24 protein-coding genes are annotated in these 24,208 nt (G+C 43.6%); 15 read left to right on the top strand and 9 right to left on the bottom strand.

Going from position 1 to position 24,208, the window contains the following annotated elements; translation table 11 throughout:
* Positions 1 to 29: 29 nt before the first annotated feature.
* Positions 30 to 968 (bottom strand): LysR substrate-binding domain-containing protein, encoded by a 939-nt coding sequence (locus tag BCU75_RS18525; protein ID WP_102474692.1) that lies wholly within the window; start codon positions 966 to 968, stop codon positions 30 to 32.
* A 106-nt stretch (positions 969 to 1,074) separates the two neighbouring features.
* On the opposite strand from BCU75_RS18525, the gene BCU75_RS18520 reads away from it, so the two are divergent.
* The 4 genes from BCU75_RS18520 to BCU75_RS18505 all read left to right on the top strand — a co-directional run bounded on the left by BCU75_RS18520 (position 1,075) and on the right by BCU75_RS18505 (position 5,713).
* Positions 1,075 to 1,389, top strand: coding sequence for a putative quinol monooxygenase (locus BCU75_RS18520; protein WP_102474691.1), 315 nt, complete (start codon positions 1,075 to 1,077; stop codon positions 1,387 to 1,389).
* 3 nt (positions 1,390 to 1,392) lie between these two features.
* Positions 1,393 to 2,367 (top strand): Gfo/Idh/MocA family protein, encoded by a 975-nt coding sequence (locus BCU75_RS18515; protein WP_102474690.1) that lies wholly within the window; start codon positions 1,393 to 1,395, stop codon positions 2,365 to 2,367.
* Between the two features lie 198 nt (positions 2,368 to 2,565).
* Positions 2,566 to 2,904, top strand: a complete 339-nt coding sequence (locus BCU75_RS18510; RefSeq protein ID WP_102474689.1) for a Fis family transcriptional regulator — start codon at positions 2,566 to 2,568, stop codon at positions 2,902 to 2,904.
* Between the two features lie 577 nt (positions 2,905 to 3,481).
* Positions 3,482 to 5,713, top strand: coding sequence for a hypothetical protein (locus tag BCU75_RS18505; RefSeq protein WP_102474701.1), 2,232 nt, complete (start codon positions 3,482 to 3,484; stop codon positions 5,711 to 5,713).
* Positions 5,714 to 5,821: 108 nt separating this feature from the next.
* On the opposite strand, the gene BCU75_RS18500 is transcribed toward BCU75_RS18505, so the two are convergent.
* The gene (locus BCU75_RS18500) at positions 5,822 to 6,721 is read right to left on the bottom strand and encodes an AraC family transcriptional regulator (RefSeq protein WP_102474688.1); all 900 of its coding nucleotides are present in this window, start codon (positions 6,719 to 6,721) and stop codon (positions 5,822 to 5,824) included.
* Positions 6,722 to 7,102: 381 nt separating this feature from the next.
* Between BCU75_RS18500 and BCU75_RS18495 the strand changes: the two genes are divergently transcribed.
* Positions 7,103 to 7,399 carry a hypothetical protein gene (locus BCU75_RS18495; RefSeq protein ID WP_076677282.1) on the top strand — a complete coding sequence of 99 codons (297 nt, stop codon included), beginning with the start codon at positions 7,103 to 7,105 and terminating at the stop codon, positions 7,397 to 7,399.
* Positions 7,400 to 7,498: 99 nt separating this feature from the next.
* Here BCU75_RS18495 and BCU75_RS18490 read toward each other — a convergent pair whose 3' ends face one another.
* The 3 genes from BCU75_RS18490 to ulaR form a co-directional block, all read right to left on the bottom strand.
* A complete protein-coding gene (locus BCU75_RS18490; RefSeq protein ID WP_076677284.1) occupies positions 7,499 to 7,741 on the bottom strand; it encodes a hypothetical protein in 243 nt (80 codons plus the stop codon).
* 63 nt (positions 7,742 to 7,804) lie between these two features.
* Positions 7,805 to 8,872, bottom strand: coding sequence for an L-ascorbate 6-phosphate lactonase (gene ulaG / locus BCU75_RS18485; RefSeq protein ID WP_102467091.1), 1,068 nt, complete (start codon positions 8,870 to 8,872; stop codon positions 7,805 to 7,807).
* A gap of 120 nt (positions 8,873 to 8,992) precedes the next feature.
* Positions 8,993 to 9,748, bottom strand: a complete 756-nt coding sequence (gene ulaR / locus BCU75_RS18480; RefSeq protein ID WP_102467297.1) for an HTH-type transcriptional regulator UlaR — start codon at positions 9,746 to 9,748, stop codon at positions 8,993 to 8,995.
* Between the two features lie 339 nt (positions 9,749 to 10,087).
* Between ulaR and BCU75_RS18475 the strand changes: the two genes are divergently transcribed.
* The 6 genes from BCU75_RS18475 (at position 10,088) to BCU75_RS18450 (ending at position 15,661) form a co-directional block, all read left to right on the top strand.
* The gene (locus BCU75_RS18475; RefSeq protein ID WP_076677289.1) at positions 10,088 to 11,926 is read left to right on the top strand and encodes a PTS ascorbate-specific subunit IIBC; all 1,839 of its coding nucleotides are present in this window, start codon (positions 10,088 to 10,090) and stop codon (positions 11,924 to 11,926) included.
* Between the two features lie 66 nt (positions 11,927 to 11,992).
* A complete protein-coding gene (locus tag BCU75_RS18470; protein WP_017069724.1) occupies positions 11,993 to 12,460 on the top strand; it encodes a PTS sugar transporter subunit IIA in 468 nt (155 codons plus the stop codon).
* A gap of 10 nt (positions 12,461 to 12,470) precedes the next feature.
* Complete coding sequence (locus BCU75_RS18465; RefSeq protein ID WP_076677291.1) at positions 12,471 to 13,169, top strand: L-ribulose-5-phosphate 4-epimerase; 699 nt, start codon at positions 12,471 to 12,473, stop codon at positions 13,167 to 13,169.
* A gap of 128 nt (positions 13,170 to 13,297) precedes the next feature.
* On the top strand, positions 13,298 to 14,119 hold the full coding sequence (locus BCU75_RS18460; RefSeq protein WP_102474687.1) for a pyridoxal phosphatase: 822 nt from the start codon (positions 13,298 to 13,300) through the stop codon (positions 14,117 to 14,119).
* A 4-nt stretch (positions 14,120 to 14,123) separates the two neighbouring features.
* A complete protein-coding gene (locus BCU75_RS18455) occupies positions 14,124 to 14,771 on the top strand; it encodes a 3-keto-L-gulonate-6-phosphate decarboxylase UlaD (protein ID WP_009845897.1) in 648 nt (215 codons plus the stop codon).
* An 8-nt stretch (positions 14,772 to 14,779) separates the two neighbouring features.
* A complete protein-coding gene (locus BCU75_RS18450; protein ID WP_102474686.1) occupies positions 14,780 to 15,661 on the top strand; it encodes an L-ribulose-5-phosphate 3-epimerase in 882 nt (293 codons plus the stop codon).
* A 221-nt stretch (positions 15,662 to 15,882) separates the two neighbouring features.
* Here BCU75_RS18450 and BCU75_RS18445 read toward each other — a convergent pair whose 3' ends face one another.
* The gene (locus tag BCU75_RS18445) at positions 15,883 to 16,092 is read right to left on the bottom strand and encodes a hypothetical protein (protein WP_076677299.1); all 210 of its coding nucleotides are present in this window, start codon (positions 16,090 to 16,092) and stop codon (positions 15,883 to 15,885) included.
* A 286-nt stretch (positions 16,093 to 16,378) separates the two neighbouring features.
* On the opposite strand from BCU75_RS18445, the gene BCU75_RS18440 reads away from it, so the two are divergent.
* The 3 genes from BCU75_RS18440 (at position 16,379) to BCU75_RS18430 (ending at position 20,303) form a co-directional block, all read left to right on the top strand.
* Entirely contained in the window at positions 16,379 to 17,548 is a 1,170-nt protein-coding gene (locus BCU75_RS18440; RefSeq protein ID WP_102474685.1) for a glycerate kinase, read from the top strand.
* Between the two features lie 200 nt (positions 17,549 to 17,748).
* Positions 17,749 to 19,200 carry a catalase gene (locus BCU75_RS18435; RefSeq protein WP_102339972.1) on the top strand — a complete coding sequence of 484 codons (1,452 nt, stop codon included), beginning with the start codon at positions 17,749 to 17,751 and terminating at the stop codon, positions 19,198 to 19,200.
* A 230-nt stretch (positions 19,201 to 19,430) separates the two neighbouring features.
* Positions 19,431 to 20,303 (top strand): patatin-like phospholipase family protein, encoded by an 873-nt coding sequence (locus tag BCU75_RS18430; RefSeq protein WP_102474684.1) that lies wholly within the window; start codon positions 19,431 to 19,433, stop codon positions 20,301 to 20,303.
* Between the two features lie 99 nt (positions 20,304 to 20,402).
* On the opposite strand, the gene BCU75_RS18425 is transcribed toward BCU75_RS18430, so the two are convergent.
* From BCU75_RS18425 to BCU75_RS18415, 3 genes are all read right to left on the bottom strand, one after another.
* The gene (locus tag BCU75_RS18425) at positions 20,403 to 21,395 is read right to left on the bottom strand and encodes a 2-hydroxyacid dehydrogenase (RefSeq protein ID WP_102474683.1); all 993 of its coding nucleotides are present in this window, start codon (positions 21,393 to 21,395) and stop codon (positions 20,403 to 20,405) included.
* Positions 21,396 to 21,617: 222 nt separating this feature from the next.
* Positions 21,618 to 21,950, bottom strand: coding sequence for a DUF1971 domain-containing protein (locus BCU75_RS18420; protein ID WP_076677333.1), 333 nt, complete (start codon positions 21,948 to 21,950; stop codon positions 21,618 to 21,620).
* A gap of 79 nt (positions 21,951 to 22,029) precedes the next feature.
* Positions 22,030 to 22,833, bottom strand: a complete 804-nt coding sequence (locus BCU75_RS18415; protein ID WP_102474682.1) for a ferredoxin--NADP reductase — start codon at positions 22,831 to 22,833, stop codon at positions 22,030 to 22,032.
* Between the two features lie 343 nt (positions 22,834 to 23,176).
* Here BCU75_RS18415 and BCU75_RS18410 point away from each other — a divergent pair, with 343 nt between their 5' ends.
* Positions 23,177 to 24,121 (top strand): acyltransferase, encoded by a 945-nt coding sequence (locus BCU75_RS18410; protein ID WP_102474681.1) that lies wholly within the window; start codon positions 23,177 to 23,179, stop codon positions 24,119 to 24,121.
* The last annotated feature ends 87 nt before the right edge of the window (positions 24,122 to 24,208 follow it).

The raw sequence follows: 24,208 nt of genomic DNA, 5'->3' as shown, positions 1-24,208 counted from the left end.
AATACCCCTGATTACTTAGGTCACCTTAGTTATTCAGCAAGCTCGGCTAACAAAAACTCGACAAAGGTTCTGTTCTTCAACGACAGTTGCTTGGTTTTGTAGAGTAAGTGAATCGGCTTAGGGAAAGGTGCCATGCCGGGCAAGATCTCCAATAGCATTCCACGCTCAATTTCTTCGGCAACTAAGATAGTCGGCTGTAACAACACGCCTACGCCTTGAAGGGCAGCATATCGCAACACATCCCCATTGTTCGACATCAAACGCACTTGTCCTTTGTTCCCCGCGCTATGCGTTGCTTGGTGGTTCTGAGGGGCTAGGAGTTGCGACTCACTGTTTTGATTGTTACGTACGTGAGTATCACGACCATTCACATCACGACGGCTGCTATAGCTGAATCCAAGCGATGGGTGTTGCGCAAGGTCTTCCAACATACGAATCTCAGCATGTTGATTAAGGTACTCAGGAGCCGCGCAGTAACACATCTCATAATCCCCTAAGTATCTGGCGACTAAACTGGAATCAGACAGGTCACCAATTCGCACGATCAAATCAATATCGGATGAATAAGGATCAACAAGATCGTTGTTCAGTACGAGTTCGACATTAATCGTTGGGTGATGCGCGAGGAACTTAGCCACAATCGGGGCAAGCACCTTGTTTCCGTAGGTGACTGGGCAGTTTATTTTTACCGTGCCTTGAGGCTGGTTTTCTAAGGTTTGAATCAGGTTTTCAGCGTTGCTGATGTCTTCGAGAATTCGCTTACATTCTCGATAATAAAGCTGACCTGAATCGGTTAAAGACTGCTTACGCGTGGTGCGATGAATCAGTTGAGAGTTGAGGTTCGTTTCAAGATGATGGACATGTTTACTGATCATGGTCGCCGACAGGTTGAAGTGGTTGGCGGCACTGCGAAAGCTGCCTTGCTCCACTACGTAAACGAAGACTTTCATGCTGGTTAACTTATCCATTAAACACTCCTAGTTGATAAACAATAAACAAAAGTTGAGTTTATCAATTATTAGGGGTTAATTATATTAATGGCAAACCGATAATTAACTAAAATAAGAGCGTGAAATGCCTCAAACGAATGAAACCATCTTTGTTACTGCTGAACTTAAGATTAAAACCAACATTGATCGTGAGGCTGCGATTGAAGCCATCGAACAGTTTTGCCTAGATATGCAGAGTGAGCCGGGCTGCTTACAAGCGATTGCAACCTATGATCAAAACCAAAGCGATCGCGTGATCTTGCTGGAACAATACGTTAACCGCGAAGCAATTAATCAGCACTTTGGAATGCCTCATACGCAAGCATTTATCGAGCGTGATATTACCGAATTGGTTCAAGCGTTCGAAACGCAGCTTGAATCACAAGAGCAGGAGAAATAAGCAATGAAATGGGGAATCCTAGGAACCAGCTTTATCTCAGGCGTAATGGCTGATGCGATCAAAGGCGATGCTCAAAGTGAACTGTATGCCGTCGCAGGGCGCACAGAAAAAACACTCAATGAGTTTGCTGAGCAGTATCAACCAACACGAACCTTCAACAGCTATGAAGCCCTGATTGAAGATGAGTCAGTCGACATTATCTACATCGCTCTGCCAAACCACGTTCACCACGAATACGTGATTAAAGCGGCTCAAAAAGGCAAAGCGATCCTGTGTGAAAAATCGTTATCGGTTGATATGGAAAAAACCGAGCAAGCTCTGCAAGCGGTAAAAGAAGCGGGCGTATTCTTCGCTGAAGGTTTGATGTACTTAAACCATCCATTGATTGCCAAGCTTCATCAAGAATTAGCGACAGGTGAGATTGGCGAAGTGCGCTCAATCCAAGGTTCCTACGTTGCGGCGATTGATCAGTTCGTGAATCCTGCGAGCAAAGGCGCGTTGTACAATTTGGGTTGTTATCCAATGTCGCTGATTCATTCTGTTGCGCAGCAGCAATCTGGCGAGAGCGTGTTCGATGATGTACAGATCTCTGCAATCGGTCGACGAGGCCAAGATGGCAATATCTGTGAATCATCTGCAATGATGCGCTTCAACGACCACTTCACTGCTCAAATCCATACAGCAGAAGACCACGGCTTAAAGCATGGCTTCACGATTCTAGGCAGCAAAGGCTGTATCACACTCGACACCAACCCATGGCTACCGACCGAAGACAATACATTCACGGTTGAGATCTATGAAACGTCGACACGTGAAGTGAAAGTTGCAGCCCAAGGCGACGGTTTCCACTATCAAGTTCGTAATATTCGCCAAGCAGTTGAGCGAGGTGACACACAACTTGCTGCGCCAATGGCGACCCATCAAGACTCGCGCGTAATCATGAAGCTATTGACCGATTGGGAGCTCGCGGCGAGTTAGTGTCTTAGTCAATTCTATATTCGCCTCATGCTTGATAGCCTTGTCAGTGATCAAGCAGGAGGCGTTTCCTCTATATCTTCTAGCCGACTCTCCCAATAAATACTTTGCATTTGAAACCGCCACAGTGTCCAATGTCGGTTAAGACAATATTGACAGAAAAACCTTATTTTTTAAGGTTTTAAATAGGAACTTTGCCGCATGCGTAAATCAGACAAGAAGATCGAAAATCAAATCAGAGATGTGTTAAATGATATTTGTGAAGATACGCTGAAAGGCTTCGATGGTTTTTTGTGGGTGACTCACTCGGTCAACTTCTCTTCATTCCCACAAAGTTTGAAAATTGTCTGTGTATTCGATACCAACCAAAATAGAACGAACTTCTTAAATGGCGAAGGTCAACAGAGTGTCTCTGCGGCAATCCAACAAGCGTTCAATCAAGTTGGGATTCAACTGAAGAATATCGATAAGCATGTTAGCTACGATACACAGGAAAATTGCGACCGAGACCATCAAGGGAAGTGGAACAGGAGGCTGTGAATAGCCTTTATAGATACCAGTTTTTAGTGGTTAGTTAATATGACGTTAAGCAGTTTTCGTCTTTCGTATCTTACTTCCAGCTTTTTAGACGTCGAGCTTTCAGTTAGTAGAGCATGGTGCCAATACTTGAGTGTTTTCTCAGAAACGGTGCCAACTTGTATGCTAAAACTTGATCAAGGTAGTGCCCAAAATGACCAGCTTTTTCTCTCAATATGAAACAGGTCATTCATTGTCCTAGAAAGTTGAGTGTGTATCCTTTATCGAACTCTGCCATCTCATTTAGAGCGTGTATTCTCATTTTGAGAATAAAAAGCCGCTGACCATTATCTAATACCATCACTTGGTTCATTACCGAAATTAAAATCACAAATATTTAGATTTTTTTAATGCTTTGATTCTTAGCAGGTATTAAGTGTGATTTGCCGTTACGAATGAAACTAAGCTGTTTGATTCTTGAAGAATATAACTTTCTAGACAATACTTTTTTCGTATTTTGATTCCTAAATTGACACGTAAGTTGGCTGACTTTCCGTCTCATATTTTGAGTAACGATGGTATCGATTAGGAAGTTTAAATGATGAAAACCTATATTTTATGGTTACTAGCACTCATTCCTTCATATCTCATTGCCAATGGCTCTTCCGCTGCAGGCACCGCGATTGTATTACCCGGATTACACGAGCAAGGTGTTGATCTAAGCGATTCTCCAATATCGGAACATGACGTCATTGATTGGGAAATAGAAAACAGTGACATCGTATTTGGTTCTTACGCAAACAAAGCCGACAATGAGCGTACAACAGCGATTGGCTACATGTATAACCAAAAATTAGACGTTAATTCTGGCTCGTTAGAAAATGCTCTTCGTAATAGCGCAGAACTAGATGGTGCTAATTTTGAAGACTTTTTTCTGCACTTCTCTGAAGACTCTGTGATTGCTGAAGTTGATAAAGCCCACGGCGAAAACACTCTCCTTAATCGTAAACCTATGATCGTGGGCTATACCGCAAGTGAAGATCATGCTGGTTTCTGGCTCTATCAAGCACCACCGTGGGACGCTGATGTATTTGAAAACTTCGAACAAGGCGGGGCGCTTTATGTCTATCACGCTGAGCAATTCGATAGGTTGACGTTGAAGTTCTCTCAGTTTGCAACTGGTGGTGAGTTTTGGCTTGAATACCCAACCGCGATTGATGCCCATGGGCAAGTATCACAGTGGGCTGTGTTGGATTTGAAGAAAGATAAAACGCTCAACATGAGCAAGAATCAAGCTGTACTTTGGAATCCGCCAGCGGATTGGGTGAGAGCGACAACGCATGATGGCAGTGGTGCAAGTTATGGTGGAGGCCAATACTTTGGTTCAACCTTCGTGCGTGACGGTGGGCGTTTGTATGTGGTGAGAATTCGTTGGCAAGGCGACAATATTGAAGACAGGCCTCGTCTTAAGGAAGTTAAGCTGAAAAACAGTTTTCCAGTGGTGAAATTAACGGCTGCTCCTGTTACAACACCTGATGGTATGGCTATTAGCCAATGGCGTAAGATCCGCGGTTTTGATGTATCGGCCGATCTAAATCAAGACAATTACTTGTCACAAAGTGAATATAAAAATCGCACTAATAAGAATGCCACCGCTCGATTTCGTTGGGAGTCACGCGTCATTCCGTTTGGTCGAATGTGGGACCAGAACTCTTCATGGGCATTAACTAATGTTGCTAACTCGGACTACTTGGCTGCAATGCATGCTTACTACCAGGAAACCTGGGCTGAACAAGGGCTCAATGGTGCTTACAATGATGATACCAATAAACTGCTCGGCGAAAATCAATTCTATGTTCACTCTGGTGGCACCATTCAAGAACTGGGTTCAATCGTAGGGTCGACACAAACAGATAAACTCTACAAAACGCAGTTTTCTAATTTCTTGAAAAACCTTTCATCTCTAAATAGTGATGCGTTGATTGCATTGAACATTGGAACCGCCAACCTACTTGGCCGAAATGGTCAATCCCACCTTACTGAAGCAGGCTCTTTGTACCTGAGAGAGCATTATCTGTTTCCATCTTCCGGTTTCAGTGGTTACTCAGGTATCTCAAAATCTTGGGATAACTCTGCGTTGGCGTATGCTGGTCAGAGCGTGATTTATCAAGCAACGACCCGTTTCGGAAAGGTGCATTTCTTTGGTAATAGCGAACAAAATTGGAAACAAGATCAGTACTCAACCCTTGCCATTTACTACCTTAATCACCACTCGCAATACAGCTTTTTCCATCAATGGAACAATGGTTATGTCTATGGAAGTGAAAATACAACGCCAGATAACTTCTGGAAGAGTGGTGTACCGAAAAATGTGGCTTACCAACCCAGTTCGTTATTGGCCATCGATTTAGGTGAGCCTAGCGGTCTAATACCTGAAGGTTTTAATGCGATCCCTTTGATGATGTCAACCAATACACCTGAGCCAGCGGACTACACGATTGTTGGCGACGCGTCGATGAATGAAGTGGTGCACGCCGACCTACCCAATGGGTTGACAAACCTGTCTGCCACTTACACTTATTTCTTGTATCAGTCTGAGCGCTCGGTCGTAGCTGGTGGCCCTGAAGATATGGTACTTGCACGAGAATTTGACAAGGGGCGAGTGCTGTATCGTACCGATTTCAATGGTAAGAATGTGAGCTTTTATAATGCGCCAAAACTGACTATTACTCTGGATGTTCCAATGAAGCCTGTAGATGCAAACGGCAACATCGGGGAATATGTGAATGAAATAGAGATTGGTGGTTATGAAGGATTGTTCTTGCTCTATTAGATAAGTGTAAGCTGGTGAAATGGAGCAACGATATTCGGAGAAAAACGAATGGGTAACAGAAGGCGGAAAGCCTACGCGAGGTAGGCTTTGTTACTGAATTTTGTTTTGTTATTTAATAGCAGTGCAGAAGCTGACGTCTGAATGTTGAGTTTGCGGATCGTAGCTGTGGTAGAGCTCAAAACAAGGTCGGTCTTCGGTTTCGATGCCGGACTCAATGACATTACTCATTAGATCATCCCATGCTTTGGCGTATTGGCTTGGCTCGGTGATGTTTTGTCTCATCACTGCATATTGCCCACCGGGAAAATCTTTCAATTCGATCCCACTTGGCACTTCAGTGTCGTCTGAGACCATCAAGCAGATGTCTGTTCGGCACTTATCTGTTGGGGTGATTTCCGGATTGTCATGATAAATAAAGATGCAGCCGTTGCCCGCTAATCCTTTCATTTCGGCCCATTGGTAAAGACGACTGCTTGCTTCGTCATAACCTTGCCCATAGGGACCAGTCACTCGTACATACGCTAGTTTTGATGGTTCGAATTGTTGCGTTTTCATTGTCATACTCCATGTTGAAAGTTCGGAGTCAGTATATGAATTGCTCTCGGTTATTACGTTTCCATTCTTGCGCAATGAGTGTCCAATCTTGCTACTTCGGGTTAGCTCTGAAAATGCTTGATAATCCACACAATCCCGGAATGCGGTAGGTGTTACCCCAAAATGTTGTTTGAATGCTTTGGCAAAACTTTGAGACGACGAAAAACCATAATTCAACGCGATGTTGATGATGGGTTGTTTGGTCTTAAAAAGATCATTAGCTGCAGCTTCTAATCTCAGGCGCCGAATAAAGTCTGCTAGCGTTTCACCTTGTACTGCTTTAAACGTACGGTGGAAATGGTAAGGGGAAAAATTAGCCAATGCGGCGACTTCTGGCAAGTTCAGTGGTTCGTTGAAGTGTTGTTCAAGATAACGAGTCACCGGAATTAAGCGTTTACGATAGTCTACTTTCATTGCTTTGCTCAATATCTCAAGGTCTATTTATTCAGTATAAACAGAGCGTAACGTATCTTAATCAAGTTTAAAAACTGTTGCGTCGAATTTGAGAATAAGGGCAGAAATGACGATTATTGGAAATTTCGGCAGATTTTGGACGGAATATCGTCATTGAGTGAAGTATAAATGGCCATCGTAAACTAAACCGCTTGGGTGTAATGCAGATACTACGGCAACTCCATGTTCTATATGTTTTACTTAGTTCTATTTGTTGCGTCGGTAGTTTGGAATATTAAAATGTCCACTGGTTGCTAGGTGGTATGCAGTAATATGCCTATCATGCTGATGCCGCAGTTCAGCTGTAACTTTGCAAGGTGTACCATTTGATAATGAGAATTTATGAATAAAGGTTTTTATCTGGCTGTTAAGTGGCCTGGTTGGGATTGTGTTTTAAAGGAAACTTTAGCGTTAGGGTTGAATGCACTAATAGGTATCGCTACTGCTATCATTTCATTTTTGTGGATTCTGACGATCTCGCCTTTTGATGACCCTTATCTATCTCAATTTGAATATCAACGCCTCGCGGAAAAAGAAGACTTGATGTTGGCATTGTGGGAGTGGGGTGGAGGGATATATTTCGTTCTAATATTTTTGCTTTACTTAGCTCGAGTGTTTATTCATAAGCGTAAATCCTGAAATGAACTGATGGCTTATTGTATGGTTTTATTTAGCTAGTTAATAAGTGCGTAATTTCTAGTTGTCGATCTTTGATTTTTATAAGTAAGTGAATTCTATTTATAGCTGCGTGACGTCGATGGATTGATACGTGAAGCCTATAGAGTTTGCTGCGTTGAGCAGTGCCATTTTTGTCTTGAACATTCTTGGTTGCATCTTTCTATCTGACTCTAAGAAGCTGTTTACTCCCCATTTACTGCTTCGTACCATCAAGTAGTACCCATCATTATTGGGAGAAGTAACGGCGATGGCTGATTCTAGGTCGCCACGTTTGAAGTGATCTTTAAATTCACGCAACAACATAAAAAATCCATTTTAGTGATATAAAAAAGGGAGCGACTGCTCCCTCATTGATTCATTTTCTATTTATAGGAACGCGCGGTAAGGCAGTTCAGGGTCGTTCTTGAAGATGTCAGCAAACCCACGGAAGTGTTGGTAGTGCATGCGACCTTTATCTGTTGGGTAGGTGTATCGGCCACCGACTTGCCAGAAGAAAGGTGCAAATCCGTATTGCAGACGCTCTTTCTTCATGTTCCAAAGCATTTCAATTTCACGTGGATCATTCTGGAAGTTAGCCCAGATATCGTGGTGGAAAGGAACTACAACTTCACAATCCAAAGATTCAGCGGCACGTAAGATATCTGATGATGTCATTTTGTCTGTTACGCCACGTGGGTTCTCACCGTAAGAAAGCAAAGCAACATCAATCTTGTGGTCATTACCGTGCTTAGCGTAGTAGTTTGAGTAGTGAGAATCACCAGAGTGATAAACTGAACCGCCTGTTGTTTCAACTAAGTAGTTCACTGCACGGTCGTCCATGCCGCCTAAGATCTCTGTGTCTAAAGAAGAAGTACCTTCAGGCAATGTCACTAGTGCAGTACGGTCGAATGCGTCTAGAACTTTGATGTTGATGTCTTTGATCTTAATTTCGTCGCCAACTTTTGCGATAACACAACGATCTTCTGGCACACCCCATTTCATCCATAAATCGACACATGCTTTAGGGCCAATGAATTTAACGTGCTCGCCACAGTTTTGTAGAACGGCTGCTGCAACGTTGATATCAATGTGATCGCCATGGTCATGAGATGCCATAACTGCGTCAATTTCTTTAATCGCGAATGGGTCCAATGGGAAGATTGCAGTACGTAGGTTAGGTTGAAGTGCTTCAACACCACCCATACGCATCATTTGGTGTTGGTTTTTCATTTTTTGAACAGCTTGTGTTTTTTTACCAGTACCACACCAGAAGTCCATTGATAGGTTTGCACCACCTTCTGACTTTAGCCAAATACCAGTACAACCAAGCCACCACATAGAGAACGTGTTAGGTTGCACTACGGTTTGCTCAATCTCTTCATTTAACCATGTACCCCACTCTGGGAATGTATTTAGGATCCAAGACTCGCGAGTGATTTCGTTTACATTGCTCATGATAATACCTTTTATTTCACTAATTTGATTAATTTTGGATGTAGGGAGCCGAGCGCCTTAATTTGGACTAAGGCACTGAGCTGAATTTATTATTATTTGTGGGCTAGTTTGCCCTGCGATTTAAACTAGGATGACTTGCGTCCCCTGAGCTTCAATCAGTTTTACGACTTCTGGATTAGCGTCTTTACCCGTGATGACAATGTCTATTTGCTTGGTGTTGCAAAATAGCATTCCTGTACGTTGTCCAACCTTTGAACTGTCGACCACAACAACAAGCTTATCGACCTGCTCTAGCATTTGTTGTTCGGCCACTGCCGTTAACATATCTGCTTTATAGAGCCCAGCATCTGTTAAGCCTTTGCCCGAGGTAAACATCCAGTTTCCGGCGTAGCCACCTAATGAATTTGGAGCAGGGTTAAGAAAGATGTTCTGTGCTTTGTTGTATTGACCGCCAATGATGATGACATCGTCATGATCTTCGTTGATCAAGTAGCTTGCTAGTGGGAAGTAGTTCGTTACGATTTGAACGTCTTCGCCACACAGTTGTTGACCAAGTAAGAACGCAGTAGAACCGCAGTTGATCACGATTGTATCGCCAGCTTCGCAAAGCCCAGCAGCTGCTTGCGCTATCTCAGCCTTCTCTTCGTAAAACTCAGTGCTATTGATATTAAGTGGTGACCACTTTCTTTTTTGGGTCTCTACTCGTTCAGCACCATTTCGAACTTTTCTAAGTCTGCCAACTTCATCTAGTTTAGCGATATCACGTCTTGCGGTAGCAGGTGAAACACTAAACTTATCAATAATATGCGAGACGTTGATTGTCTGCATATCTTCTAATAACGACAAGATGCCGTTATGTCTTTGTACTTCATTCATTTTTATCACTCTTTATGTCGTTGTGACAATTTGATGATTACTTTTGATTTGTTTTGATTCTAATAATCACCACCGTGATTGTCAAATACCATCACCATAAAAATCAGATCTTAATCGCTATTTTCCTAAGTTATTGATTTTTAATGGTTTTATTGTTTTGTGTGTGATCTAAAGCTCAATTAGGCACATTCTAGGTGTGGTTAATTGATATAAATCAAAGTAATCACAAGCGAGCATTGAATGATTACTTTTGATTGGTAAAGTCTAGTTCGTGAGCAAAAATAGACATCATCACATCCTACATACCATTAAAATTAAAAATTAATCAGGGGTAAAGATATGGAATTCTTATACGATATTTTCTATATTTTTTACAGTCAGGTAATGACCAAAGCACCGTTGCTACTCGGTCTTGTTACTTGTCTGGGTTACATTCTACTCAAGCGTGACGCAACAACTATTATCTCCGGCTCTATCAAAACCATCGTTGGTTTCATGATAGTGCAGGTAGGTGCAGGAACATTGGTAGCGGGTTTCAAACCAGTGATTCTGAAAATGAGTGAGATTCATGGATTGACGGGGTCAGTGATAGACCCGTACACAACCATGATGTCTACCATGGAGACCATGGGAGATAACTATTCTTGGGTTGGATATGCCGTATTACTGGCACTTGGTCTCAATATTCTTCTTGTTGCCTTCCGCCGCATCACGGGCATCAGAACCATCATGCTTACGGGACATATCATGTTCCAACAAGCTGGCCTAATTGCCGTTTTCTACTTCGTGCTTGGTGCAGGTATGTGGGAAACCATCATCTATTCAGCAATATTGATGGCGTTGTACTGGGGTATTTCGTCTAACATCATGTTCAAGCCTACCCAAGAGGTTACTGGCGGGGCGGGTTTCTCTATTGGTCACCAACAACAGTTTGCGTCATGGGTAGCGACAAAGGTTGCTCCTAAGCTTGGCGACAAAAATGACAGCGTTGACCACATCAAACTGCCTAAATGGTTACACATTTTCCACGATAGCATCGCAGCGACAACGCTAGTCATGACTGCTTTCTTCGGCATTATTCTTCTTTCATTTGGTCTTGATAACCTTCAAGACATGGCAGGAAAAACACACTGGTTTATCTATATTTTCGAAACTGGTTTGAAATTCGCAGTAGCTATTCAAGTTATCGTAACCGGCGTCCGTATGTTCGTAGCGGAATTGTCTGAGGCATTTAACGGTATTTCTCAACGCCTTATTCCTAACGCTGTTTTAGCAATCGATTGTGCGGCTATCTACGCATACTCTCCAAATGCAATGGTGTTCGGTTTCATGTGGGGCGCTGTTGGCCAATTCACAGCCGTTCTTGCAATGCTAGCCTTCGATTCTCCTATCATGATCATTCCTGGCTTTATCCCAATGTTCTTCTCGAACGCGACGATTGGTGTGTTTGCGAACCACTTCGGTGGTTGGAAAGCGGTAATGAAGATCTGTTTCGTGATGGGCATCATCGAAGTGGTTGGTTCTGCTTGGGCAATTCATATCTTTGCTCAATCGGGTGCAGAGTTTAATGGCTGGATGGGTATGGCTGACTGGGCTCTCGTCTTCCCACCTATCATGCAAGGTATCTCTAGCTCTAATATGTTCTTCTTCGGGATTCTGGCTTTAGCTGGTGTCTACATGTACTTCGCTTCTAAACAACTACGTGCAGAAGAAGACGCTGAGAAGCAAGCTGAAACAATGACGGCAGTTACGCCAGAAGGCATTGAGGTTGAAGTCGCAGTACCACAACAATCGACAGCAACCGCTCAAGCACCTTCTGTTTCTACAACGGCAGCTTCTACAACGTCAGAAACTCGCGTGTCACCCGCTGCCGACCAGAAACCGGTTCGTGTCTTAGTGTGCTGTGGTTCAGGGCAAGGTTCTTCAATGATGTGCTCTAAGAAGATCAAAGAGTACTTGGACAAGAAAGGCATCCCAAGCTCGACCTTTAACAGCGCCATTACTGATTATAAATCGCACCTTGGTTCATTCGACATCATCGTTACTTCGGTTGCTCTTGCTGCGAAGATCACGGGGCTGCCAGAAGGTAAGCAACAGTTAGCGGTTAAGAACATGATTATGGTGAAAACTTTCGGCGACGAGCTTGTTTCCATCATCGAGAACAACTTCCACAAATAATTATAAACGGCTCAGTGGTATCACACTGCTGAGCCAATAAAAACAATTATATAAGTGAGCAATAACATGAACTTAAAAGAATCTCTTATCAAGAACAACTCTATCCTACTGAACGCAAAAGCTGCTGACTGGAAAGCGGCGATCAAGCTTGGTACTGATGCATTGGTGAAAGCCGGTGTCGCTGAAGAGCGTTACTACGATGCGATTACCAAAGCGATTGGTGAAGAAGGCCCTTACATCTGTATTCACGATGCGTTCGCGTTGCCTCATTGCCGCCCTGAAGATGGCGTGATTCGTACCGGGTTTGCGTTAACCGTGCTTGAAACACCGATTACTTTTGAAGGTGTTGATGAGCCTGTTGATGTACTGATCACGCTAGCGGGTAAAGATTCAGAAGAGCACATCGAAGGTACTATGCAAGTGGCGAACTTAATTGAATTCGATGAAGACTTCTCAAAACTACGCGCATGTAAAAGCCCTGAAGAAGTGGCGCGTTTAATTGATGCTGCATTGCTGCAAGCGGAAGCTGCGTAAGGAGACAACTATGTCTAAATATAGCCAATTGAAACAACGTGTTCTAGAAGCCAATTTGCAACTTCCGAAGTACGGTTTGGTGACATTCACTTGGGGAAATGTCTCTGAGTTTGACCGTGCTAATGGCGTAATAGCGATTAAACCGTCAGGTGTCGAATACTGCGACATGACAGCTGAAGATATGGTGGTCGTTGATTTAGAAGGCAACATTGTTGAAGGGAAACTTAATCCTTCAAGTGATACCGCAACTCATTTAGAGCTCTACAAAGCTTTCCCTGAGGTCAGTGGCATTGTTCACACGCATTCACGCAGTGCCACTATTTGGGCGCAAGCCGGCATCGATATTCCAGCGCTGGGTACCACTCATGCTGATTATTTTTACGGTGACATTCCATGTACACGTCGATTATCCCACTCTGAAATTGCTGAAGAGTACGAGAAAAATACCGGCTTGGTGATCATTGAAGAGTTCAAGCAACGCCGAATTGATCCAATGGCCGTTCCAAGCGTGATTGTTGCAGGACATGCGCCTTTCTCTTGGGGCAAAGATGCTAACGACGCCGTTCATAACGCCGTGGTATTAGAAGAAGTTTCTGCAATGGCGTTGGCAACGCGCACCTTGAACAGCGGCATCAAAATTCAGCCAGAGCTATCAGACAAACACTACCTGCGTAAGCATGGTGAAAATGCTTATTACGGCCAACAGTAAATCGGCGTCTCATTTAAGTCTGCCGTCCAACTGGTTTCAATTCTAAGTAGTTTCAAAGCTATGGTGTTTCAAAGTTAAGTAGCTTCATATTGATTAGGCCTGATTTCAGGAATAAGTGAGAGGACTCTATGTATAAAGTGCTGGCGTTAGATCTCGATGGAACCGTATTAAAGGATGATCACACTATTCATCCAGAAGTGAAAAAGGCGATTCAAGAAGCCAAACAAAGCTGTCATGTCGTGATTGTGACTGGTCGACACCACACAGCAGCACGACCGTATTACTATGAATTGGACTTAGATACGCCAATCATTTGCTGTAATGGCACTTATGTTTATGACTATCAAACTGAAACGGTCTTGACTCAAAACGCTATCGAGAAAGACAAAGCATTGACTTTCATCGATATGGCCGATGAGTTTCAGCTCAAAATGGTCATGTACATCACGCATGCCATGACGTACTCACAATACAACCCATTTGCCTACATGTTGGCATTAGAAAGTTGGGCAGAAACGGCACCAGAGCAACATCGCCCTCAAATTTACCAAGTGGAATCATTCATTGAAACGGCTCAACGAGCCGAACACGTTTGGAAGTTTGTGGTGGAAGGTAGCCAAGACTCAGTAGACCGTTTAATGCAACACCCATGGATAGAAGAGAACTTCAACGGTGAGCGTTCTTGGTCTAACCGAATAGATTTTGCTGCGAAGGGTAACAGTAAGGGCCTACGCCTTGCTGAATACATCGCAGAACTCGGTTATCACGCCGATGACGTCATTGCCGTCGGTGATAACCACAACGACATATCCATGCTTAAGTACGCCGGGTTAGGCGTAGCGATGCTCAATGCTGATGACATCGTCAAGTCACACGTTCAATGCGTGTGCTCAACAGATAACAACCATGATGGCTTAGCCCGTCTAATACGTGAACAAATTAAAGGATAACAACATGACTAAACCAATGATTCAGATCGCCCTAGACCAGACAAATCTTCCTGCAGCAATTGAAGTGGCAAACAACGTTGAAAGCTTCGTTGATGTGATTGAAGTGGGCACTATCTTAGCCTTCGCTGAAGGCATGACAGCAGTTTCAACACTGCGTAAGAACCACCCAGACCACATTTTAGTGTGTGATATGAAGACCACTGATGGTGGCGCTATTCTCGCGCGTATGGCATTTGAAGCGGGCGCAGACTGGATTACGGTTTCTGCAGCTGCACACATCGCTACCATTGGCGCGTGTAAGAAAGTCGCCGATGAATTTAACGGTGAAATCCAAATCGAAATTTATGGTAACTGGACAATGGATGACGCTCAATCTTGGGTCGACCTAGGTATTTCACAAGCGATTTACCACCGCTCTCGTGACGCTGAATTAGCCGGCGTGGGTTGGACAGAAGAAGACCTTGTGAAAATGCGTGCATTGTCTGAAATGGGCATCGAGCTTTCTATCACAGGCGGTATCGTGCCTGAGGACCTTTACCTATTTGAAGGCATTAAAGCGAAAACCTTTATTGCAGGCCGAGCACTTGCGGGTGACAAAGGTAAAGAAACGGCAGAGGCACTTAAAGCTCAGATCGATCGCTACTGGAACTAGGAGGCGCTATGTATCAAAACTTATTACGCCACCGTGTAGGGCTTTATGAGAAAGCTCTACTTAACGAACTCAGTTGGGAAGACAAGCTCGCAACGACCAAAGAGCTTGGGTTTGATTTTCTTGAAATATCGGTAGATGAATCGGACGAGCGTCGCAGCCGCTTAGATTGGAATGACGATGAAGTGTATGCTTTGCGTCGCCTTTGCGAAAAGCATGGTGTCCCTCTGCAATCCATGTGTTTAAGTGCGCATCGCAAGTTCCCATTTGGATCTGCTGATCCGGCGATTCGTGAGCAAGCTGTCATCCATATGGAGAAAGCGATCTCGCTCGCTTATAAGTTGGGTATTCGTACCATACAGTTAGCGGGTTATGACGTTTACTATGAGCCAGCCGATAAGGTAACCCATCAGCGTTTTATTGAAGGGATGAAGCTTTCAGCGCAATTGGCAGAAAGAGCCGGCGTGATGCTTGCTGTTGAGATCATGGATACGGACTACCTGAATTCTTTGAGTAAATTTGAAGTACTGAGTCGCGAAGTCAATTCACCATATTTCACCGCGTATCCTGACGTGGGTAATATCTCAGGTTGGAATTATGACATAGTGACAGAGCTGAAGTTGAGTAAACCTCATATCACTCAGATTCACTTGAAAGATACTTATAAAGTGACTGACGAGTACAAAGGGCAGTTCCGAGATCTCGTGATTGGTGATGGTGAAGTTGATTTCAATGCGATTTTTGAAACGTTGAGAGAGACAGAATGTGTTGTGCCACTTGTGATTGAGATGTGGGCCCAAGATGAACATTGGAAAGAGAATATCCTCACTGCGCAAAAGCGTTTGAATGAGGTTTGTGCTCAAACCGGTGTTCCGACATTATTCGAACAATAATTCGTTGCTACTCGTTAACTTGTCGTCACTCGCTAACTAAGCGCGGTTAAAGATCCGTCGATTTCTCTTTGCGTTCTACATGCTCAGGACAAAAAGAGAAAATGCAGCATATTGCCCCCAATATGCTGCATTTTTATATCAGTAAGATGCTATTTTCGTTTCTAACTTAACTTATTAAGTCACTTTTAACGTCCAAACCGATGGTGTTTAAAAAGCGATGATTAGACCGCAATTGTCACGTGGTCACGACCTACTTCAGCCATCTGAATGAGATAGTCGGTGTGGTACTTCTTCTTAATGGTAATTTGACTACCAATTTCAGCAACAATCTTTACCACTTCCAACGCATCAGAAGGATGCAATGAAGAGTCTTTTGAAATTTCGATATTAACGCCCAAATTTGCCAATTTAATGATGTCGCTAGAATGCATAATAATGTCCAAGATGTTTGATTTTCGTGGACTATATCATTTTAAATTTATGCAACTCTACTCTGCCATGTGTAAAGTTCAGGAAGTTGTTCTCAAACTATGATTACAATATGCAAGTAGTCGATCTACATCACAAATTGTACGTATTGAACTCTTCAATGTGATTGCTGAGCAACCTGTCTATTATTCCCTTTATATACTGCCCATAACGTGTGATTTTTGAACTGGTCTGTTATTAAGACATTTGTGGACCGATGACTAAAAAAACAATCTTTGGAACGACACTATGAAAATTGTTATTGCACCAGACTCGTTTAAAGAATCTTTATCTGCTGCATTGGTGGCAGCGTGTATTGAAACCGGCTTTCGTGAAGTCTTCCCTGACGCTGAATATGTGGCTTTGCCTTTAGCTGATGGCGGCGAAGGGACTGTGGATGTATTGCTACAAGGTTTAAAAGGGCAAAAGCGAACGCTTCAAGTGGAAGGGCCGTTGGGAGAATTGGTTAATGCTGAATGGGCGATGTTAGAACCGTCGGTTCAGAACCCAAATAAAACGGCTTTGATAGAGGTAGCTGCTGCGTCTGGTTTGGACTTGCTGACGCCTGAGCAGCGTGATCCTTTGGTTACTTCGTCTTTTGGTACAGGACAGCTGATATTAGAAGCAATAGAGCAGGGTGCTCAAACTATCATTCTTGGATTGGGTGGCAGTGCGACCAATGACGGTGGAGCAGGAATAGTGCAAGCACTTGGTGGGCTGCTATTGGATGATAAAGGTCTAGAGTTAACGCGCGGTGGTGCTGCTTTAGCTAACCTTACATCAATAGATCTTACAGGCTTAGATTCGCGCTACGCAGATGTCGAGTTGATTGTGGCGTGCGATGTTGATAATCCATTATGTGGAAGTAATGGAGCAAGCCATATATTCGGCCCACAGAAAGGAGCGACACCTGAACAAGTCTTGACGCTTGATAAGGCGCTCGCGAATTTTGCGCAAATCGCTGAAGTGCGTAATTGTGTTCGCGGCAATGAGACTATTAACCAACGGGCTGGTTATGGCGCAGCTGGTGGTACGCCTATGGGACTTAGTTTGCTATTTAATATGCAGATCAAACCGGGTATTGAGATGGTGCTTGATGTTTTACAAGCCGATGATGTGTTGAAAGGTGCCGACTTTGTGATTACTGGCGAAGGGCAAATGGACAACCAAACTCTGCAAGGGAAAACACCTTATGGCGTTGCTAAGCGAGCAAGCCTCCAAGGTATTCCAACCATAGGCATTGCTGGCTCATTGGGAACTGAGGTAGAAGCACTTTATGGAGAAATGAGCAGCTTGTTCGGGACGGTTCGTTCTCCTCAGTCACTTGATCAAGTCTTACAGGAGGCGGAAAAGAACCTGACAAGAACAGCTAGGAATATTGCAGCGACACTCAAGCTAGGAAGTAAAATTATTGATTAGTCAGTGTCTTAGTGCGTGACGCTTAAGTTACTCGCTTAATAGGTTTTATAGATTATAACGATAAATAGAAACGATTATATTTTATGCCATTAGGGGTCTATTCTATATCCATAGTATTTTAGTGGCTCTTGAAAGGAAGCCAGTACAAATATCAAGGTGCACTCACTATTGCTGCACCTTTGGACCTTAAGGAATAGATCATGAGTAAAAAACTAACTACAGCTGCGGGTTGTCCTGTTGCTCATAACCAGAATGTTCAAACTGCGGGCAAACGTGGCCCTCAACTTCTTCAAGATGTTTGGTTTTTAGAAAAAATGGCGCATTTTGACCGCGAAGTCATTCCAGAACGTCGTATGCACGCGAAAGGTTCGGGCGCTTACGGTACGTTTACGGTTACACATGACATCACCAAATACACCAAGGCAAAACTGTTTTCTGAAATAGGCAAAAAGACTGACCTGTTTGCGCGTTTTACTACGGTAGCGGGTGAGCGTGGCGCAGCCGATGCTGAGCGTGATATTCGCGGTTTTGCATTGAAGTTTTATACCGAAGAAGGTAACTGGGATATGGTGGGTAATAACACGCCAGTATTCTTCCTTCGTGATCCTCTTAAGTTCCCAGATCTAAACCATGCGGTTAAGCGTGACCCGCGCACCAACATGCGCAGCGCGAAGAACAACTGGGATTTCTGGACCTCTCTACCTGAAGCACTTCACCAAATCACCATCGTAATGAGTGACCGTGGTATTCCTGCGACTTACCGTCACATGCACGGTTTTGGTAGCCACACGTTCAGCTTTATTAACGCAGACAACGAGCGTTTCTGGGTTAAATTCCACTTCAAATCTCAGCAAGGTATTAAGAACTTGTCTGATGCAGAAGCTGGACAATTGATCGGTAATGATCGCGAAAGCCACCAACGCGATTTACTAGACAGCATCGACAATCAAGACTTCCCTAAATGGACGCTGAAAGTTCAAGTGATGCCAGAAGCGGATGCGGCGAAAGTGTCTTACAACCCGTTCGATCTTACCAAGATCTGGCCTCACGCGGATTACCCATTAATCGAAGTGGGTGAGTTTGAATTGAACCGTAACCCACAAAACTTCTTCGCTGAAGTTGAGCAGTCGGCATTCAACCCAGCAAACGTGGTTCCGGGTATCAGCTTCTCACCAGACAAAATGCTGCAAGGTCGCTTGTTTGCTTACGGTGATGCGCAGCGCTACCGTTTGGGTGTTAACCATCAACATATCCCAGTGAACGCACCTCGTTGCCCAGTACACAGCTACCACCGTGATGGTGCGATGCGTGTTGATGGTAACTTTGGTAGCACATTGGGTTATGAACCAAACAACGAAGGCCAATGGGCAGAGCAACCAGACTTTGCAGAACCAGCATTGAATCTGGATGGTGCAGCAGCGCACTGGGATCACCGTGAAGATGAAGATTACTTCTCGCAACCAGGTGACCTGTTCCGCCTGATGACACCAGAGAAACAAGCGATTTTGTTTGATAACACAGCACGCAACCTAGGCGGCGTGCCTAAAGAGATTCAACTGCGTCACCTAAGACACTGTTACAAAGCAGACCCAGCATACGGTGAAGGCATTGGTAAACTGCTTGAAATCGATGTAAGCGAATTTAAGTCGTAATCAATAAGTTTGATTAGTTAAATGAAAGGCCGTTGAGTGAATCACTCAATGGTCTTTTTTGATCATGCTGTGTATTAGGTGAGCCATGTAAGTAGTACTAATCACTTGAAACTTAGCACCATTTCTATTGATAGTTTTTACCTATTGAATTGATAAAAATATCCCATTATCTTTATAAGACGGGCGGGATTATTCTACGGCTATCAGTTTATAAAGTAATAGAGTTTGAGATGAGTAAAAGCGCATTAATCGTTGAAGGTGGGGCAATGAGAGGCATCTTCGCTGCCGGAGTGTTGGACGCCTTTATGCAAGACGATTTCCGTCCCTATGATTTTGCTATTGGCGTATCTGCTGGCGTGTCGAATCTGGTTGGCTACTTATCTCAAGCACCGAAACGTAGCTACAGTGTGATTACGACCATGGCGACCGACAAAACCTTCTTTAATCCAGCACGCTTTGCTAAAGGCGGTAACTTGGTGGACGTGAAGTGGTTGTGGGATGAATCTAACCAACGTTATCCGCTCGATTGCGGAGAGCTGTTTTCAAGTATTCCACTATTAGCAGCGGTTACTAATGTCGATACTGGCAGTGCTGATTACTACCACATTAAACCTGAAAACCTATCTAATGTGGTTGAAGCAACAACGGCACTACCTATTGCTTACCGTGAAACGCCGTGTTTCTCAGGCGGTTGTTACACCGACGGTGGTGTGGCCGATTCGATTCCAGTTCGCGAAGCATACCGTCGCGGTGCGCGAGACATTACCGTGATTCTTTCTCACCCATTAAGCTACCGAATGAAGCCACAGAAGTATCAGTGGATGCTGAAAAAACTGCTAAAGAAATTCCCTAATATTGCAGAGTCGATGGCGGTGCGTGCTGAAAATTACAACCAGTCTCTTGAGTTCATTCGTAACCCACCTAAAGATGCGACCATTAAGGTGATAGCACCACCTGAAGCGTTCGCAGTTAAGCGACTAACCATGGATCATAGCATCTTGGATGCGGGTTACGAGATGGGCGTGAAAGCAGGGGAAGAGCACCTTGCTATTAGAAAAGGCGTGTATGGTTTAGATACTGAAGACTGTCACTTCTGTGTTTAGTATCTGCTTTCGATAATGGACTCAACGAAAAAGCCACGCTGTTTATTGAGAACTAGCGTGGCCTTGTGTTCTTGGAGCGAGCTTGATGTCAGTCCGTTATTAAACCAGTTCGTTGCCGCTGGTGTTGCCAGTAAAGAAGGCATCGACGCTGGTTAGCGTTGTGTTCGCAATATTGAACAGGGCATCTTTAGTTAAGAATGCTTGGTGACCTGTGAACAACACGTTGTGACAGGCAGATAGGCGACGGAATACGTCATCCACAATCACATCGTTAGATTTGTCTTGGAAGAACAACTCTTTCTCGTTGTCGTAAACATCAAGCCCCAATGCACCAATCTTGCTTTGTTTGAGCGCTTCAATTGCTGCCGTTGAATCAAGCAGCTCACCGCGACTGGTGTTGACGATCATCACGCCATCTTTCATTTTCTCAAATGCTGTTGCATCCAGCAGGTGGTAGCTCTCTTTGCTCATCGGGCAGTGTAGAGAAATAACATCAGACTCTTGGTAAAGCTCGTCGAGTTCTACGTATCTAGCGCCTAATTCTACTGCCAATGGGTTTGGATATGGGTCGTAACATAAGATGTTCATGCCTAAACCTTTCAGAATACGCATAGTTGCTAAGCCAATTTTGCCTGAGCCGATCACACCTACCGTTTTACCGTGAAAGTTGAAGCCTACTAAGCCCTCAAGAGAGAAGTTCGCGTCACGAGTACGCTGATACGCTTTGTGTAGCTTGCGGTTCAAACACATCATCATACCAACGGTGTGTTCTGCTACAGATTCTGGTGAATAAGCAGGAACGCGAACCACTTGTAGACCAAACTCTTTAGCTGCATCTAGGTCGACTTTATCAAATCCGGCACAACGCATTGCAATCAGCTTGGTGCCGCCTTTCGCTAGAATCTTTAATACATCTCGCGATAGGTCATCGTTTACAAACGCACAAACGACTTCGTTGTCGTGCGCCATTTTTGCTGTTGTCGTAGTGAGTCGAAAATCGTGAAAATGAAACTCAGCATTGAGTTTGCCTTTCGCAAGTTCGAATGATTTTTCGTCGTATGACTTTGAGCTAAAAAAAGCAATGTTGAGCATAGCTTCCTCTCTTACCTAAAAATGTGAAGACCCAAAATTTTATTATTTAAAATCGGGTTCAAACTAATAACTTTATTCAGTGTGCTAGAGTTTTTTTGTCTTGTCCATCACCATTAGCCATTGTAATTATTATGGTTAATTGGATTTCTTCTTCGTTTTTTGAGCATTGAAAATCACATTACGAAGTAGCTAGCTCATAAGTTCATCCATATTGAATCGATATTATTTTCGGGTATTAAACATTTTCTTGGTCTCTTTTTCTGACCAAAAGTTGATATTAAATTGAGCATCGTCACTCAGTTCTATACGGTGCCAATATTGCGGAGGACTTGTCGCAAATTGTCCGGCATTGATGACAACGGTGACTTCTGGTTCTGTTGCTTCTGCGTCTGCAAAACCGTGGTAGGTAACCGTACCTTCCATAACACATAATTGACCGAACACACCCTCAGCAGTGTTGTGATGGCTTATTAACGCGGCAGGCACGTTGTCTTTAGTAAAGAATGGCGTTGAACGTTGAATTTTCCAATGTGAAGGAATACGTAAATGACTCATATAAAACCTCTTAGATTTTCATGTTTTATGTAGTGGGCGTATCAAGTGCACTATCGCCCCTTAATACTTCTTAACTTTATTACCAGTAGTTTTCGCTACTAAATTGGCCTGGCTTTTTGCGCAAGTGTTTTTGTAATCCCAATGAGATCAGTGCTTCGCTCGTGTCTCGAACCATTTGGGGATTACCGCAAAGATAGAAGAAACTATGTCTTTGGTTGATAGTGATAGACGAGGCTCGCTCGAGGTCGCCTCCAAGTAACAAGCTTGGGATTCGTCCGCGCAAAGTTCCGGTGACTGATTCTCTAGAAATAATTGGCACATATTGTAGTTTCCCTTGGAAGTGATGAACGAGTTGAGCGATACGGTCTCGATAAGTCAGGTCTTGTTCTGTTCTTACGGCATGGATCAGTACAAGGTTTTTGAATGACATTACTTTTTCGACATCTAAATCATTTTGCTGCTGTATCTTCATGCTTTCGAGCATTGAGATAAAAGGCCCGACGGCAGTTCCGGTTGAAAGCATCCATAGGTCGTCTGCGATCTCCGGGATCTCATCTAGCGTCATAAAGCCGCTTGGATCTTTACCGACAAAGATCTCATCGCCTACTTTTAACTCATGAAGTTGAGGAGAAAGCTGACCGTTCTGATCCTTAACAATCAAAAACTCCAAGTGCTGATGGCCTTGTTTGTGCTCTGGCGCATTCACCATTGAATAAGCCCGTCTTACGAACTCATTCTCACTGTTAAGCAGGCCAAGTTTCGTGAACTGACCCGCTTGATAGAAAGAGACAGGAGCACTGACTTGAAGCGAGAACAGTTGATCAGTCCATTGTGTTTTATGTAAGACTTTACCAGTCACCAAACCATGAGGAATATCTGTCATATCATCACCTTTACTTAGAGAAGTTATCTCATTAAGGATACTCAACTATTTACACTTTGGAGTTGCATGTAGCATGCCAGTAATGAGAATGCTTATCAATACTGGCGTTTTGGTGAAAATGAACTTAAATAATGTCAAATAGACTCCGCAATTATTGAGTCTAAGTGACACATAAGTTTCTTTTTGATGTAATTACTTCTGATTCAGAACGATGAATTGATCTATGGACACAGACCTAAATTAGTACAGTGGTTTGACCCCTAGGATATTCAACCAATTACTAAAGAGAATATTTTACAGATGAGTATAATGTCGGCTTTCGATCTCAATATAGCCGTGTTTTATGCTTGATAATCTTCGTATGGTCTTGAACGTATTGTTCGTGACTATCAATACCGCAATGACTGCGTTTACCGTGAGCTTCTTTGGCCTCATCAAACTGATTCTTCCAATTTCTATTGTTCAAAAGTCATGTACTCGTTTAGCGAATTTCACGTTTTGGTGTTGGGCTTCTCTTAACTTGTGGATGCTCAACGTTAACAACAATATAGAGTGGCAAGTGGAAGGCGGGGAAGACATCTCGACTAAACAATGGTATTTGATGATGTCGAATCACCTAAGCTGGGCGGATATCGTGATCTTGTCTTCAATCTTGAAAGACAAGATGCCGATGACTAAGTTCTTCCTCAAGCACGAACTGTTGTATGTTCCTTTTGTTGGATTGGCCTGTTGGGGCTTGGATATGCCGTTCATGAGACGCCACTCGCGTGAGTTTTTGATTCGTAACCCTGAGCGTCGTAATGATGACTTCGACGCAATCAACAAGGCATGCATTAAGTTCAAATGGGCACCAACAACATTGGTCAACTTTGTCGAAGGGACACGTGCCAATCACGAGAAACTGGCGACAGCGAAAACACCGTATCGACATCTACTCAAGCCAAAAACCGGCGGTGTGGCGTTTGCTCTGTCTGCAATGGGCCCAATCTTAGATGGTATTGTTGATGTCACTCTGGCTTATCCTGAAAATCAGACTTCTCCGTTTGAAGACATGCTGAAAGGTAAGATGAAGAAGGTGGTCGTGCGTATTAAGTTGCACCCAATGGATGAGAACGTCAACGGTAACTACTTTGAAGATAAAGCGTTTAAACGCCGTTTCCACAGTTGGTTGAATAACACGTGGAAAGAGAAAGACGACTATCTTGATACGGTTTATGGGGTTGATAAGGTCTGTGAGGTTGAAACGATTGATGAGCCTGATGCGGTTCACAAGAAACAAGAGCAGTAAGCTCAAACCAAATTGATAGCAATAAAAAAGCCGATAGTTCACTGAACTATCGGCTTTTTTATTGAATTTGTCCCGTCCTGGAATGTG

The sequence above is a fragment of the Vibrio splendidus genome, from assembly GCF_002873455.1.
GTDB classification, from domain to species: domain Bacteria; phylum Pseudomonadota; class Gammaproteobacteria; order Enterobacterales; family Vibrionaceae; genus Vibrio; species Vibrio splendidus_J.
The sequence above is the reverse complement of the archived record's forward strand: the minus strand, read 5'-3'. Positions and strand labels throughout refer to the sequence as shown.